Raw genomic sequence first — 14,637 nt, 5'->3', positions numbered from 1 at the left:
TTTTCTTGTTATTATTACTATATGTGTCGATATAAGTCGAGGAAAAGGTGGTTTATACGTGAGAGTGCATGTTACTGATCTTAAACCTGGCGATCTGTTAAAAAGCGATGTATACAACAGTACAGGTCTCCACATGCTGATGAAAGGTTCCACACTCAGCGAAGACGATATTTTCAAATTGCTGCAACATGGAATCGATTATGCAGATGTAGAGCACACAGCATCCAACGAACACTCTGATGCACAAACCTTGCCTTCCGATCAAACCCGTCGGTTACAAACTCTGTTTGACGATACGATCAAAGGTACTGAAGTGTTATTCAAACAAGCGCTGGAGAAAGGGTTCATTGACGATGAGCAGGTGAATGAGATCGTCGTTCCCCTCACCACCCAACTGGAAAAACAAAAAGACGTTGTTTCCCTTCTCCTGATGCTGGATGGAGACAATGAATACACATATAACCATTCGCTGCAAGTAGGTATGCTATCATTCTACATCGCCTGCTGGATGGGATACGATCCGGATGAATGCCTCACCGTAGCCAAGGCAGGCTACCTGCATGACATCGGGAAATCAAAAATCCCTGCTGAAATTCTACATAAACCAGGCAAGCTGACTTACGAAGAATTCGAAGAGATGAAGAAACATACCTCTTATGGATATGAGATTATCAAGAAATCCACGCAAAGCGAAATTCTTGCTACCGTAGCGCTGCAGCATCATGAACGCGAGGATGGCAGCGGATATCCTTTGGGCCTGAAGGGGGATGAAATTCATCCGTACTCCCGCATCACGGCTGTGGCAGACGTATACAGCGCGATGACCACAAACAGGGTATATCAGACTAAACAGGAACTGATTTCAGTTCTGTGCGAGCTGTACAGCCTCAGTTTCGGACAACTGAATGGGGAAGCCACACAGGAATTAATCAAGCATATGCTTCCGAATTTTATCGGCAAGCGCGTCCTGCTCTCTACAGGGGAAAACGGCCTGATCGTCATGAATAATCCTGCCGATTACTTCCGGCCACTGGTTCAAACCTCCTCCGCTTTTATCGATTTGGCCAAGGAAAGGGATATTGCCATTGTTGAAATTTATACGAATTAATCGATGACCGTCCAGCAAAACGCTATAAAGGGAAGCCTGACCACAGGCCTCCCTTTTTTAAATCCACACTCGCTTCCGGCCCCTTCCTTCACACTTGCATACCACGCAGTCCATCGGATGAATTTAGGATGAATTTAGGACGATTTTAGGACGATTTTAGGACTCTACTTAGGCTGTTCCCCCATCGGACTGCGAAGTCACCGATAACCCTTTTTCTTTACGATACATGATCACCAGCATCCGCCAAAAATCATAACTGCCCGTCTCCGTCAGCATATATTTACGATAATAGTCATATGCGTCTTTTGCCCAGGCCGGACAGCTCATATTGGCTAACTTTTTCTGCTGCTCCACCCAAGCTGCCTGAGCATCCACCTTTTTCTGCAACGCCTCAAAGGCCAGCTTCTCTTCATTTGTCATGGGCGCATGCTCCTCCCCGTTCGTGCCGTATTCAGATTTCAAGTAGGCTTCCGGTTCCACTACACCGTCTTCACTAGCCGTATAGCCATAGGAAGGGGCGCTATTTTTGCGTATTTCGTAGTGAAGGTGAGGGCCCGTGCTCTGCCCGGTGCTTCCCTGATTGCCGATCCGCTGTCCACGTTTTACCTTTTGGCCTGTCCGTACGCCAATGCTGGACAAATGGGCATAACAATGCAGGTAGCCCCGATGGTCCTCCAACGCTACTGTAAGGCCGTAACCGCCGAATCCCGAACCAGTAGCCCCCTCGGCAGCAAAGCGCACAATGCCGCCCATAAATGCAAATACAGGCGCATTCCAAGGCACTTTGACCAAATCTATCCCCCGATGAAATGTCTGCCCTCCATGAAGAGGATGGATCCGATAGCCAAATGAACTTGTGACGCGGTATCCTTCGAATGGATTCATGCTCATGGAAATGGAATCACCATCCTTTTCGATTAGTAGATGCACATGTCCCACAATTTGACTGTGTTTTTGATCCTATTATACTCCCCATCTTCCTATGAAAAGCTAAAAAATAACAAAGTTATCCTGCCGATTTCTAGAGTAAAAGGCTGGGCAAAACCCAGCCCCTCCTCATCAAACCGTACGTGAGGTTTTCCCTCATACGGCTTTCCGATGTTCTTCGTTCATGGGCATGCAAATTACAACAGCGTTTTTAGTCCATATTGGGCGGCGATATTTTTAACCTCAGCTACTGAACCCATCCATTTTCTGCGTTGTCTCTTCTTCGCGTACCACCGGGTTAACCGTTGCAAAATATACCAATCCAGCTTTGCTAGTCTCTTCTGGCTGTAGCTTGTGTAATAATAATTTCTCCACCCTTGAATCTTCAGATTGAGCCATTTCACATGTTCTGCAAACGATCTGGATCGCATACTTGGCGGGGATAATCGCTCTTTAACGACTCCACGAATACGTTCTTCTGCCTTTTTGGTTAACCATTGCTGCGTGGTGTAATATACCTTCCCTTGCGACGTTTCTGCTTTCGTTTTTCGGTGGTGCATCCCTAAAAAGTCGAATCCTTCGTTTCCCGTCCATAAGCCTACAATGCGGGTTTTGGTCGGATGCAGGGTTAGCTCTAGACGTTCCATGATTCTGCGTATAAGTTCATACGCATGCTCCGCGTCCTTTTTGGTTTTGCAAACCACCACAAAATCGTCTGCATATCTTGTCAGTTCTCCCACTCCACTTCCGTGTTTCTCCCACAATCGGTCAAAGTAGTTCAGATAGATATTCGCGAGCAGTGGAGATATGACACCACCTTGCGGTGTTCCTAAATCAGAACGCCGTACGTTTCCTTCTTCCATGATTCCCGCTTCAAGCCACTTCCGGATTAACTTCAAGATCCTCCTGTCATTGATACGCATTTGTACCAATTTCATGAGCTTCTCTTGATTCATGTTATCGAAGTAACCTTGGATATCGACGTCGACTACCCAATTCCCTTTGCGGTTGCAGGCTTTCCGAATTCGTTCCAGCGCTCCTTTCGCACTTCGTTTCGGACGAAATCCATAAGATACATCCTCAAAATCTGCTTCAAAGATAGGTTCGATCACGAGTTTCGTTGCCATCTGGATGACTCTATCGCGCACGGTGGGTATGCCCAGCGGTCTTTGCTTCCCATCTTTCTTTGGGATGTAGTGCCGCCGTACAGGCTGTGGATGGTAGTTGCCTTCTTTCAACGCTCCTTCGCAGTCCTTGAGGAAAGTCAGTTCTCCTTGTTCCTCTATGTCAGCCAGCGTCACAGCATCTACACCTGCCGCTCCTTTGTTCGCTTTCACTCGTCTCCAGGCTTCCTGCAAGACATCCCACCGGTAGACTTTGTCGTACAAAGCATGGAATTTACGCTTGTTGTTCTTCTTGGCCACATGACCTAGCTTTTCTTGGAGTTGTTGAACTTTTTCCTTTGGTGTTGTTAGCCGTCTGGCATTCACTCACTCGTACCTCCTCCAAAAGCATAAACAAAGCAGGGCTCCTTCCCTCCCCAAGGTTATGTTGTCCTTGGGTTCTTCGGTACTATGAGCCCCTCGGACTCCCTTCCCACAGACGTTTCACTTCGTCTTTTAGACTTATAGAATGTCTCTTTACGAATTCCTAAAAAAAATTCCGTGTGGGGGAGGGTCTCCCCAGTTCACTGCATCCTCTTTCATTCCATGCTGCTCCCTATACGCCGGAGGATTCTTCGCTGTTGTTCCAAGTTCTTTGCAGCTTCCATGGCCTTCGTCCACATTCGCGAGACTCGGCTTCCTCTTGTCCCTCTTGCGAGGCCTTTTTAACGACGCGGCAGGATTCACTTCATGTTACAGCCTGGCTTGTTGCTCGCCCTGTCTCTGACAGGTACTTTCGTCGATACGCTTTTGCGCACAGATTTCGCTATACGCAAGTATCCTAGCTACGCAGGGGCTTGGCCCCTCCTGCGACCGGACTTTCACCGGCTAGAAGATGCGTGCTTAGCTGGGCACGCGAAACGCAAAAAAGAACCAAGGGATATCCCTTGGTCCTGTTGGATGCCAACGATCGATTAACCGATGCTGCCTTCCATTTCGAATTTGATCAAACGGTTCATCTCTACCGCGTATTCCATCGGCAGTTCTTTGGTGAACGGTTCGATAAAGCCCATGATAATCATTTGCGTTGCTTCGGCCTCGGTCAATCCGCGGCTCATCAGATAGAAGAGCTGATCCTCGGATACTTTGGATACCGTTGCTTCATGCTCCAGCACAATGTTATCGTTCATGATTTCGTTGTAAGGAATCGTATCGGATGTGGACTCATTGTCGAGAATGAGCGTATCACATTTGATGTTGGCTTTGGCGCCTTCAGCCTGACGGCCAAATGAAGCCAGTCCGCGATACGTTACTTTACCGCCATGTTTACTGATCGATTTGGATACGATCGTGGACGTTGTATCAGGTGCAAGGTGAATCATTTTCGCCCCTGCATCCTGATGTTGGTTTTTGCCTGCTACCGCGATGGACAGAACGGAACCTTTCGCTCCGCGGCCTTTCAATACAACCGCAGGATACTTCATGGTCAGTTTGGAACCGATGTTGCCATCGACCCATTCCATCGTTGCATTTTCTTCGGCAACCGCACGTTTGGTTACGAGGTTGTAGATGTTTGGTGCCCAGTTTTGGATCGTTGTGTAACGAACGCGGGCATTTTTCTTACAGATGATCTCAACGACCGCACTGTGCAGCGAGTTGGTGCTGTAGATCGGAGCCGTACAGCCCTCAACATAGTGAACGAAGCTGTCTTCGTCCGCAATGATCAGCGTACGCTCGAATTGTCCCATATTTTCGGAGTTGATCCGGAAATAGGCTTGCAAAGGCACTTCGCATTTCACGCCTTTTGGAACGTAGATGAAGCTGCCTCCGGACCATACCGCACTATTCAATGCAGCAAATTTGTTGTCTGCCGGCGGAATGACCGTTGCGAAATATTCGCGCAAAATTTCTGGATGCTCTCTGAGCGCAGTGTCCGTATCCATGAAGATCACGCCTTGGTCTTCTAGTTCCTTTTGCATGTTATGGTATACAACCTCGGACTCGTACTGAGCGGATACCCCTGCCAGGAATTTTTGCTCTGCTTCAGGAATACCGAGTTTGTCGAACGTTTCCTTGATTTCGGAAGGTACCTCTTCCCATGTTTTCCCTTGTTTTTCGGAAGGACGAACATAGTATTGAATATCGTTGAAATCCAATTCGTCCAGATCTCCGCCCCATTTCGGCATTGGCATCTTTTCAAATTGTTTCAGAGCTTTCAAACGAAACTCCAGCATCCACTCCGGTTCGTTTTTGATCCGGGAAATTTCGGTGACGACTTCAGCCGTCAGACCTTTACCGGTTTGAAAGATGGATTTGTGTTCGTCGCGAAAACCATATTTGTACTCTTCCAATTCTGGTGCTTTTTTAGCCATCTTGCTCTACCTCCCTATCGTTATTGTACATTGTCCTCATCGTCAATTCCTTTGCGCAGTGCATTCCAGGCCAGAGTGGCACATTTGATGCGTGCAGGGAACTTGTTCACACCGGATAGGGCTTCGAGATCTTCATAATCGTCGAAATCAACTTCTTCCCCTTTCATCAGTGAGGAAAAACGGTTCGCCAGATCGAGCGCCTGCTCCATCGTTTTACCTTGGATGGCTTCGGTCATCATCGACGCCGAAGACATGCTGATGGAACAGCCTTCTCCCGTGTATCTGGCCTCCTGAACGATTCCGTCCTTCAACATAAGCTGCAGTGAAATCCGGTCGCCGCAGGTTGGATTGTTCAAGTCCACCGTGACGGCTTCATTATCAAACGTTCCGCGATTGCGCGGGTTTTTGTAGTGGTCCATTATGACTCGCCGGTACAGATCATCAAGTTGCATCGCCAAAATACTCCTTTGTCTGGATTAAGGCGCTGACAAGCCGGTCCACATCTTGTTCGGTATTATACAGATAAAAGCTGGCGCGAGCCGTCGCGCTGACCTGCAGCCAACGCATCAATGGCTGGCAGCAGTGGTGTCCGGCACGAATGGCGACTCCGCTGGCGTCAAGCACGGTTGCCACATCATGCGGGTGAACGTCGCCCAGATTGAAGGTAACGACACCGACATGGCGTTTGGCAGGTCCATAGATGGTCAGTCCACCGATTTCAGACAGGCGTTCTGTGGCATACGCCGCCAGCACGCTCTCATGCCGGGCAATTTCGTCCATGCCGATCTGCTCCAGGAAGTCAATCGCAGCGCCAAGCCCTACTGCACCGGCAATAATCGGCGTACCGCCTTCGAACTTCCACGGCAGCTCTTTCCAGGTGGAATCGTAAAGACCGACATCGTCAATCATTTCACCGCCGAACTCGACGGGTTCCATGGACTCCAGCAGCGCCTTTTTGCCGTAAAGCGCACCAATTCCGGTAGGACCGCACATTTTGTGGCCGGAAAGCGCATAAAAATCACAATCCAAGTCCTGCACGTCAACCTTCATGTGCGGTGTGCTTTGCGCTCCGTCCACAACGATAACGGCACCGTTGCGATGCGCAATTTCGGCAATTTGTTTCACTGGATGGATGACACCCATCACATTGGATACATAAGCGATCGCGACAATTTTAGTATTGCCCGTGATCGTTTTTTCGACATCAGCCAGATCGATATTGCCGTCCGGCTGAAGCGGAATGTATTTCAACGTCGCTCCAGTTGCCTTGGCCACTTGCTGCCATGGAATCAGGTTGCTGTGGTGCTCCATCGCCGTAATCACGATTTCGTCGCCTTCCTTGCACACGGAGCGTGCATAGGAAGAAGCGACGATATTTAAAGCCGTCGTTGTGCCGCGGGTGAAAATGATCTCCTGCGTGCGACGGGCATTGATGAATTTGGCAACCTTCTCGCGAGCGCCTTCGTAGGCGTCCGTTGCCCGGCTTCCAAGCGTATGAACTCCGCGATGCACGTTGGAGTTCTCAAAATCATAATAATGCTTAATCGCATCGATAACCGACTGCGGTTTCTGCGACGTCGCCGCATTGTCCAGATATACGAGCGGGTGTCCGTTGATTTCCTGGTGGAGGATCGGGAACTGCTCGCGGATGGATGGGTTCATCGACCCAGCTTCCGTTCGATCAGGGATTGCAATTGGGTACGCAATGCTTCCAAAGGAATATCCGCCACCACCGGAGCCAGGAAGCCGATGATGATCAGGCGTTCCGCATCCGTACGGTTAATCCCGCGCGACATCAAGTAATGAACCTGCTCTGCATTGACTTGGCCTACCGAAGCTGCGTGACCTGCCGTTACGTCATCCTCATCGATCAGGAGGATCGGGTTAGCGTCTCCGCGTGCTTTCGGGCTCAGCATCAACACTTTCTCGGTTTGCTGTCCGTCCGCTTTGGTTGCGCCTTTTTCGATCTTCGTGATTCCGTTGATGATCGCCGAAGCTTCTTCGCGCATCACAGCGCGTGTGATCATTTGGGATGGCGTATTTTTCCCGAAGTGACGTGCTTCGGTCGTGTAATTGATTTTCTGCGAACCGGAACCTACTGCGATTACTTTGGAATCGGAGTTCGAGCCATTGCCTTTAAGCACGCTCATCGTGTTGCTCGCCGTATCTCCATTGTTCATTTCCCCGACGATCCATTCGATCGTTGCGTCGTTCTCCAGAACAGCGCGGCGGAACGATACGTCCGTCACTTGAGCATCCATTTGATGGACTGTCGCATAACGCACTTTCGCGCCAGCTTTGGCGATGACTTCTACGACGCCGTTATGGAATACAGGTGCAGACAGCTCGCTCGAAACATAGTTATCCACGTAAGTAACGGAGCTGTTCGTATCCGCAACAACCAGCACGTGCGGCGCAAATGTGGCAGAAGCATCATCGGTCAATAAAACGGCTTGCAGAGGCACTTCGATTTCCACGTTTTTAGGAACATAAAGGAATACTCCACCGTTCCAAAGCGCTGCATGCAGCGCAGCAATTGAATGCTCATCGGCTTTGACAGCCGTATTCAGGTACGGTTTCACCAGGTTTTCATGTTCACGAGCCGCCGTAGCGAGATCCGTGAAAATAACACCTTTGGCCGCGAGCTCTTCCGACAGTTTCGCGTATACGTTGCCGGAATTGCGCTGGATGACCAGACCGCCTTCGTTTTGATCCTGTACCAGGTCTTTGATGCTCGCAGGAGCATCATCCAGGGAAGTCAGGGCTTCCGCTGCTTTATATGTTCCATATTCGCTGATATTCCAGCGTTCGATTTTTTGCTTTTCCAGTTTGGGAAGCGCGAGTTCGCCTGCAAGCTTCAGTGCTTCAAGACGCTGCTCAGTCAGCCAGCCGGGTTCTTGATTGCTTTCCGACAAGGCGCGAAGCGCTTCAGATTCAACCGGAAGAATGGTTTGTGTAGTCATGAAATTTCCTCCTCCGTTTAGTCTTTACGCTTCTTGGCCTACAGTTTCGTCTGTAATTCCCAGTTCTTCTTTAACCCAATCGTAACCTTCTGCTTCAAGGCGTTCAGCAAGCTCAGGACCGCCGGATTTGACGATACGGCCTTGCATCATAACGTGAACGTAGTCAGGCGTGATGTAGTTCAACAAACGTTGGTAGTGAGTGATGATCAAGAAACCGCGATCTTCGCTCTTCATGGCATTGACGCCATTCGCTACGATTTTCAAAGCGTCGATATCGAGACCGGAGTCGATTTCGTCCAGTACGACGATTTTTGGATCAAGCAGCATCATTTGCAGAATCTCGTTCCGTTTTTTCTCACCGCCCGAGAAACCTTCGTTCAGGTAACGATGCGCAAATTCCGGGTTCATGTCGAGATCTTTCATTTTGCCTTCCATTTGACGAATGAACTTGATCAGGGAGATCTCGTTGCCTTCGCCGCGACGTGCATTGATTGCGCTGCGGAGGAAATCGGAGTTGGTTACGCCTGCGATTTCGCTCGGATATTGCATGGCCAGGAACAGACCGGCGCGTGCGCGCTCATCCACTTCCATCTCCAGCAGGTCTTCACCGTCCAACGTTACGGTTCCATCGGTTACTTCATATTTAGGATGTCCCATCAATGCGGAAGCCAGCGTGGATTTACCGGTTCCGTTCGGACCCATGATTGCGTGGATTTCTCCACCTTTCATTTGCAGGTTGATTCCTTTCAGGATTTCTTTGCCTTCGATCTCCGCTTTCAGACCTTCGATGACGAAATTCGTAGCCATGTGTATTGTTTCCCTCCATTGGTAGAATTGATGTTAGCTGTCAAAACGAAAAAGCACCCATCATTGTATCTGAACAGGGCTTCCCCTGAATTTCCGGTTGTCTTCAACCATCAGCATAGAACTTTAGAATAATTCTAATCTGATTCTCACTGATTATCAAGACATTTCCTAAAGAAAGGATGTCTTTCCTTCAAACATTATTCTACATGATTCTATAATAAATCGGGACTTGAATCAAATTAGAATGCGGTGCCGCGGCAATTGAACAGTGAGAAAAATCACTGAAATTGACAAACGGCATCTTGGACCCTTTCTTTGTAAAGCCAAAAAAAGGACTTATCCAGATTATGGACAAGTCCTTTCCGCGTTAATCCGCTCGCAGCGCTTCTTCAATTCTCTTCACCCGTCTGTCATATTCCGCAACGTCCAGCACCGGCGTCATTTCGCGCAGCACCGGACCATTAGGAACGGAAATCCAAGATTTGCAGCCATTGTATTCGGGCAGCACAGGGATCTCCATCGGCTCATTCAGACGATATACGCGAAGCAGCAGCACATGAAGCGGATCTTTTCTTTTCCATTTTAAACGCGCTTCCGCAAAATCCGAAGTCCACATATGAAATTCTTGCAGTCGCTCCAGCGTTTCCTGATCCCGGATTTCAAGATCCTTCGTCACTTCGGCGTACGCCGTCAATTGGATCGCCTGCAGATCCGGGGACCACCCCGCCATGGATTCATCTACACGCGGTTGTTCTGTCGGCTTGATCAATTCTTTGCGCTGGTGCTCATAGGTCGGATACAAATAGAAAGCAGGGCTTTTCAGTTCGAAATGCCTCGTTTCCTCCACGATGCCGCCTTTGCGCATCACCAAAATTTGGCGGCCGCTTTCCAGCTCTTTGATCGCAGAAGCCCATTCCTTCAGAGCCGGAGCCGTTGGTTGTGACATGTCGTTCCCCTCCCGAATCGGTCTTTGTCAGCAGTATAGATGCTTGGCGCATTTCTGACAACTTATCCTTTCGGAAGAGGAACCTTCAAGCCGGGTGAGTATTTATTATCCAAGGAACGAGCGCAGCATCCACATGTGTTTTTCCAGATCGGCCTTAAAGCCGGTCAACATGTCCGAGGTCGGTTGATCCTCCGCTTCCTCTGCAGCGTCAATGCCCTCCTGATACTCGTTCGACAGCGTTGCGAAATCCTCGATTAAATTCTGGACCATCGCGTTTGCATCTTCTTTTCCGGATGCCTCCTGAATGGTGGAAAGCTCCAGATACTCTTTCATCGTAGCGGCAGGGCTGCCTTTCAGGGTCAGCAAACGCTCGGCGATTTCGTCCATCTGTGCCGTAATTTCGTTGTAAAATTCCTCAAATTTCACATGCAATGTATAGAAATGCGGACCTTTGACGTACCAGTGATAGTTGTGGATTTTCACGTAAAGAACGTTCAGGTTGGCCACCTGACGATTCAATATTTCTTGAACGGTTTTTGCTTGATTGGTTTTATTTGTTGTAGCCATGCATATCCCATCCTTTATCTAAAATTAGCCTGTCATGCCATGCTTCCCGGGTTCATGCGCGGGCACCACAGAGACTTTACCAATGATTCGTGATCTCCCGGGCACGTTCTCCGTCGGGCCTATCCTGATTTTACCCATGCTTCCCCGGGTTGAACCAAGCTTGAACGCCCTGCAGCAAAAAAAAGTACAAAAACGCGGGTATTTCCGATATACTGACACTTATACCAAGCAGAGAAGTAGGTTTTCTGTTTTCTTAACCATGGAGGTGGCATCCTTGACTCAATATCATCCATTGACTTCCCAAGACGCGATGGAACTCGCAAAAACGATACCCGGTCCATTCACGGCCGATTCCGAGTTGGAATGCCGCGAGATCGGCGACGGCAACCTGAATTTGGTTTTTCACATCACGGACCGAAACTCCGATAAAAGTATCATTATCAAACAAGCCCTCCCTTATGCGAAAGTCGTCGGTGAGTCTTGGCCCCTTTCCTTGGAGCGCGCCCGGATTGAAAGGGAAATTTTGCAGGAGCAATATCGCATTTGTCCGGGATCGGTCCCGGCGGTCTACCATTATGATGACGTTCTTGCTTTGACGGTGATGGAGGATTTGAGCGATCACACCATTATGCGCAAAGGCCTGATCGACGGCATGTCTTATCCGCTCTTCGCCCGCCATATCGGAGAATTCATGGCGCGGACGCTGTTTTTCACCTCGGACCTGGGCATGGATCAGAAATCGAAAAAAGAGAAACAGGGCCGCTTCATCAACCCTGACCAGTGCAAGATTACGGAAGACTTGATTTTCGACGAACCTTACCGCATTGCGGAAAAAAACAACTATGAAGCCTCCATCGAGGATGAGGCCGAAGCCCTTCGCACGGATGCAGCATTGCATCTTGAAGTTGCGCTGCTGCGGGAAAAGTTTTTGACCCATGGCGAAGCTTTAATCCACGGTGACCTTCACACTGGAAGCATCTTCGTTACCCCGGAATCGACCAAAGTCATCGACCCGGAATTTGCTTATTACGGACCGATGGGTTTCGATATCGGCGCGGTGCTGGCCAATTTGCTGCTTCATTACGCTGCCGTGCCGGGGTGGATTCAGGATGACGCTGCCCGGAAGGCTCGCGAAATCGAAATGCTGGACATGGTACGGGATGTATGGACCGAATTCGAATCCCGTTTCCGTGCCTTATGGACAACCCATTTGCTCGATCCTGTGGCGAAAGCCCCGGGCTATGAGGATCATTATGTACAAAAACTGCTGCGTGACACTGCCGGTTTTGCCGGCGCCAAAATGGTCCGGCGCATCGTCGGCCTTGCCCACGTCGCGGATATCGACACGATTAAGGATGCCGCTTCCCGCGAGCGGGCCCAACGCAAATCGCTGGCCATCGGCAAAGCATTGATTAAAAGCAACCGCAGCTTGAATTCGATCGACGAACTGCTCGATACCGTGGCTGCGGCCGGATCCACGCTGGAACGCTAAAAACAGGAACGGGGGAACACCATGACAACAACCGATTATCAACCTCTGTCTTCCCTTATATGGAAACAGGACAAGCTTGAAATGCTGGATCAGCGACTGCTTCCCGAAAGCATCGTTATGCTGAAGCTGTACACGCCGGAAGAAGTATGGGAATCCATCCACTCCATGAAGGTCCGCGGAGCGCCAGCCATTGGCATCGCTGCTGCCTTTGGCGTGGTGCTGGGTGCCAAAGCTTATGACGGCTCATCCATCGAAGGATGGCTGGAAAATGTCAAATCGATCTGCGCCCACCTGGCTACATCGCGTCCTACAGCCGTGAACCTGTTCTGGGCACTGGATCGCATGTTGAACAAAGCGCAGGAATTGGCTCAAGCCGGAGCTTCCATCGATGACGGCAGCGCCGCCTTGGAAGCGGAAGCCTTGTTGATCCAAAAAGAGGACGAGGAAGTGTGCCGTATGATCGGTGAAAATGCGCTGCCACTCTTCGAGCACGGCATGGGCGTGCTGACGCACTGCAATGCCGGCGGACTCGCTACGGCCAAATACGGTACGGCGACCGCGCCGATGTACCTTGCCAAGGAACGCGGCATCGAACTCAAGGTATTTGCGGACGAAACCCGTCCCGTGCTGCAAGGCGCACGCCTGACTGCATTCGAGCTGCAGCAAGCCGGCATCGACGTTACGCTGCTATGCGACAACATGGCCGGCATGGTCATGTCCAAAGGATGGATTCAAGCCGTTATCGTTGGTACGGACCGCGTGGCGGCCAATGGCGACGTAGCCAACAAAATCGGCACGTACAGCCTCGCCGTATTGGCGAAGGCCCACAATATTCCGTTCTATGTGGCAAGCCCGCTGTCCACCATCGACTTGTCCACGCCGTCCGGCGATCTCATTCCGATCGAAGAACGCGCAGCCGAGGAAGTCACCGAAGGATTTGGCAAACGTACGGCGCCGCAAGGCGTCAAAGTGTTCAATCCTGCGTTCGACGTGACCCCGAACGAATATGTAACGGCCATCATCACGGAAAAAGGCGTCGTGCGCGCACCGTTTAACGAAAACCTTGCCGCATTGTTTGCGGACGAACAGGCTTAATAATAATAAAAATAAAGAAGGCTCCCCTCCGGGAGCCTTTTGTCATCATGTCGTAATTAAATCGAAATTAAATCATTTTCAATAGAGCTTCGACGCCGCTCATGCCCACGGTAATGCCCATCGCTTCGGCTTCGGTCGTTACCGATTCCATAGGCGCATGCAGCAGCTGATCCAACGTGCGTACGCCGACCGCACGGGCGGCAATGATTTTACGGTCCCCTAGCTTCTCATTCAGCAGCCCAACGTCCAAGGCACCACACATGATGTATCCCTTCGACGTATTTATCGTCAGCAAAGTGGTTTTGGGCAGCTTCACTTCCACGCCTGTCAGAACATGCCCTTCCACCACGATCGGTTCCATGGTCACCATCTGTTCGTTCCTCCTCTTCATCGCAGATCACGATAAAGTGTATGCCTGAATCAGGGCGGCTGTGTGGACATCTGCCCGGGTTTAATAAGATCTCGATGATGGGCCGCAACCTAACTTATCAACGTTAATCTAATAGGTTTACTGTGCACCTACGGTTCGAAGCGAACCTCAAGAATACGGATTCGTCGTTCCGTTTTTGAAGTTGTCTTAATTAATCATATTGCAACCATTTGTGTCTTAATATGATATGATATAAGCAGAACTTTTCCTATATGTAGGGTTTATATGTATTTAATTCACAATTAGACAATTGGAACTATATAAAACTCCATGTATTGGCAATACCATTATGTAAGCAAAAGACGGTTACTTTCTTGATTATAAGGGAGGAACTCCAATGTTCTTTAACATAATTTTAAGTGTTAGTGTAGCCCTGTCCGTACTAGCACCTGACACTTCAATTAACGCTGGTGAATTAATCTACAGCTATACTAACCGATTTATCACTGTAGCGAATCCTAGTGATTCAATCATTGCGCCTAAGGATGTTCAACTTATCATCTCAGGCACTTATAGCAGTTATAATGCTTATGAAAAATCTTTTACTTTAGATCCTAATAACGGTGAAGATGCAAACCTGTGGATTAAAAATACCAGCACGGACACACTTTATGCGAGAATTACGATGGGCAGTAACAGCCCACTTGAGGTTTCAATTGATAAGGACAGCCAAAAAACAATTAAAATGGGTGCAACCAAAACAACCGATGTCAAAGTTTATGTTTACAGCAAAACGGGACATAAGATGGATATAACCATCAGCGCAAGACAATTTTAAAAAGGTACATATAAAGACCAACCTAATCCGAAACAGAAAGAAAGTGAAT

At 49.3% G+C, this 14,637-nt stretch carries 14 protein-coding genes; 4 read left to right on the top strand and 10 right to left on the bottom strand.

Annotated elements, in window-relative coordinates; all coding sequences use genetic code 11:
- Positions 1-58 precede the first annotated feature (58 nt).
- The gene (locus SNR34_RS09260; RefSeq protein WP_236421166.1) at positions 59-1,108 is read left to right on the top strand and encodes an HD-GYP domain-containing protein; all 1,050 of its coding nucleotides are present in this window, start codon (positions 59-61) and stop codon (positions 1,106-1,108) included.
- 168 nt (positions 1,109-1,276) lie between these two features.
- On the opposite strand, the gene SNR34_RS09255 is transcribed toward SNR34_RS09260, so the two are convergent.
- The 9 genes from SNR34_RS09255 to SNR34_RS09215 form a co-directional block, all read right to left on the bottom strand.
- Positions 1,277-1,993, bottom strand: a complete 717-nt coding sequence (locus SNR34_RS09255; RefSeq protein WP_486181753.1) for a M23 family metallopeptidase — start codon at positions 1,991-1,993, stop codon at positions 1,277-1,279.
- Between the two features lie 239 nt (positions 1,994-2,232).
- On the bottom strand, positions 2,233-3,525 hold the full coding sequence (gene ltrA, locus SNR34_RS09250; RefSeq protein WP_236421567.1) for a group II intron reverse transcriptase/maturase: 1,293 nt from the start codon (positions 3,523-3,525) through the stop codon (positions 2,233-2,235).
- 587 nt (positions 3,526-4,112) lie between these two features.
- Positions 4,113-5,510, bottom strand: coding sequence for a Fe-S cluster assembly protein SufB (sufB, locus tag SNR34_RS09245; protein WP_339277159.1), 1,398 nt, complete (start codon positions 5,508-5,510; stop codon positions 4,113-4,115).
- A 20-nt stretch (positions 5,511-5,530) separates the two neighbouring features.
- Positions 5,531-5,962 (bottom strand): Fe-S cluster assembly sulfur transfer protein SufU, encoded by a 432-nt coding sequence (gene sufU, locus SNR34_RS09240; protein ID WP_236421164.1) that lies wholly within the window; start codon positions 5,960-5,962, stop codon positions 5,531-5,533.
- Entirely contained in the window at positions 5,952-7,172 is a 1,221-nt protein-coding gene (locus SNR34_RS09235) for a cysteine desulfurase (protein WP_339277158.1), read from the bottom strand. The genes sufU and SNR34_RS09235 overlap by 11 nt, the downstream gene beginning before the upstream one ends.
- Complete coding sequence (sufD, locus tag SNR34_RS09230) at positions 7,169-8,473, bottom strand: Fe-S cluster assembly protein SufD (protein ID WP_236421162.1); 1,305 nt, start codon at positions 8,471-8,473, stop codon at positions 7,169-7,171. Before sufD ends, SNR34_RS09235 begins: the two co-directional genes overlap by 4 nt.
- 24 nt (positions 8,474-8,497) lie before the next feature.
- Positions 8,498-9,280, bottom strand: a complete 783-nt coding sequence (sufC, locus tag SNR34_RS09225; RefSeq protein ID WP_339277157.1) for a Fe-S cluster assembly ATPase SufC — start codon at positions 9,278-9,280, stop codon at positions 8,498-8,500.
- A gap of 367 nt (positions 9,281-9,647) precedes the next feature.
- On the bottom strand, positions 9,648-10,226 hold the full coding sequence (locus SNR34_RS09220; protein WP_486181752.1) for a DUF1802 family protein: 579 nt from the start codon (positions 10,224-10,226) through the stop codon (positions 9,648-9,650).
- 105 nt (positions 10,227-10,331) lie between these two features.
- The gene (locus tag SNR34_RS09215; RefSeq protein ID WP_236421159.1) at positions 10,332-10,793 is read right to left on the bottom strand and encodes a Dps family protein; all 462 of its coding nucleotides are present in this window, start codon (positions 10,791-10,793) and stop codon (positions 10,332-10,334) included.
- A gap of 274 nt (positions 10,794-11,067) precedes the next feature.
- Here SNR34_RS09215 and mtnK point away from each other — a divergent pair, with 274 nt between their 5' ends.
- Positions 11,068-12,285, top strand: a complete 1,218-nt coding sequence (gene mtnK / locus SNR34_RS09210; RefSeq protein WP_236421158.1) for an S-methyl-5-thioribose kinase — start codon at positions 11,068-11,070, stop codon at positions 12,283-12,285.
- Positions 12,286-12,306: 21 nt separating this feature from the next.
- The gene (mtnA, locus tag SNR34_RS09205; protein ID WP_486181751.1) at positions 12,307-13,380 is read left to right on the top strand and encodes an S-methyl-5-thioribose-1-phosphate isomerase; all 1,074 of its coding nucleotides are present in this window, start codon (positions 12,307-12,309) and stop codon (positions 13,378-13,380) included.
- Between the two features lie 67 nt (positions 13,381-13,447).
- Here the strand turns inward: mtnA and SNR34_RS09200 are convergent, their stop codons facing one another.
- Positions 13,448-13,750, bottom strand: a complete 303-nt coding sequence (locus SNR34_RS09200; protein WP_236421156.1) for a YunC family protein — start codon at positions 13,748-13,750, stop codon at positions 13,448-13,450.
- A 397-nt stretch (positions 13,751-14,147) separates the two neighbouring features.
- On the opposite strand from SNR34_RS09200, the gene SNR34_RS09195 reads away from it, so the two are divergent.
- Positions 14,148-14,588: a hypothetical protein gene (locus SNR34_RS09195; protein ID WP_343259734.1), complete on the top strand. Its 441-nt coding sequence runs from the start codon at positions 14,148-14,150 to the stop codon at positions 14,586-14,588.
- Positions 14,589-14,637: the final 49 nt, after the last annotated feature.

This window comes from Paenibacillus sp. XP01, assembly GCF_057364885.1.
The sequence above is the reverse complement of the archived record's forward strand: the minus strand, read 5'-3'. Positions and strand labels throughout refer to the sequence as shown.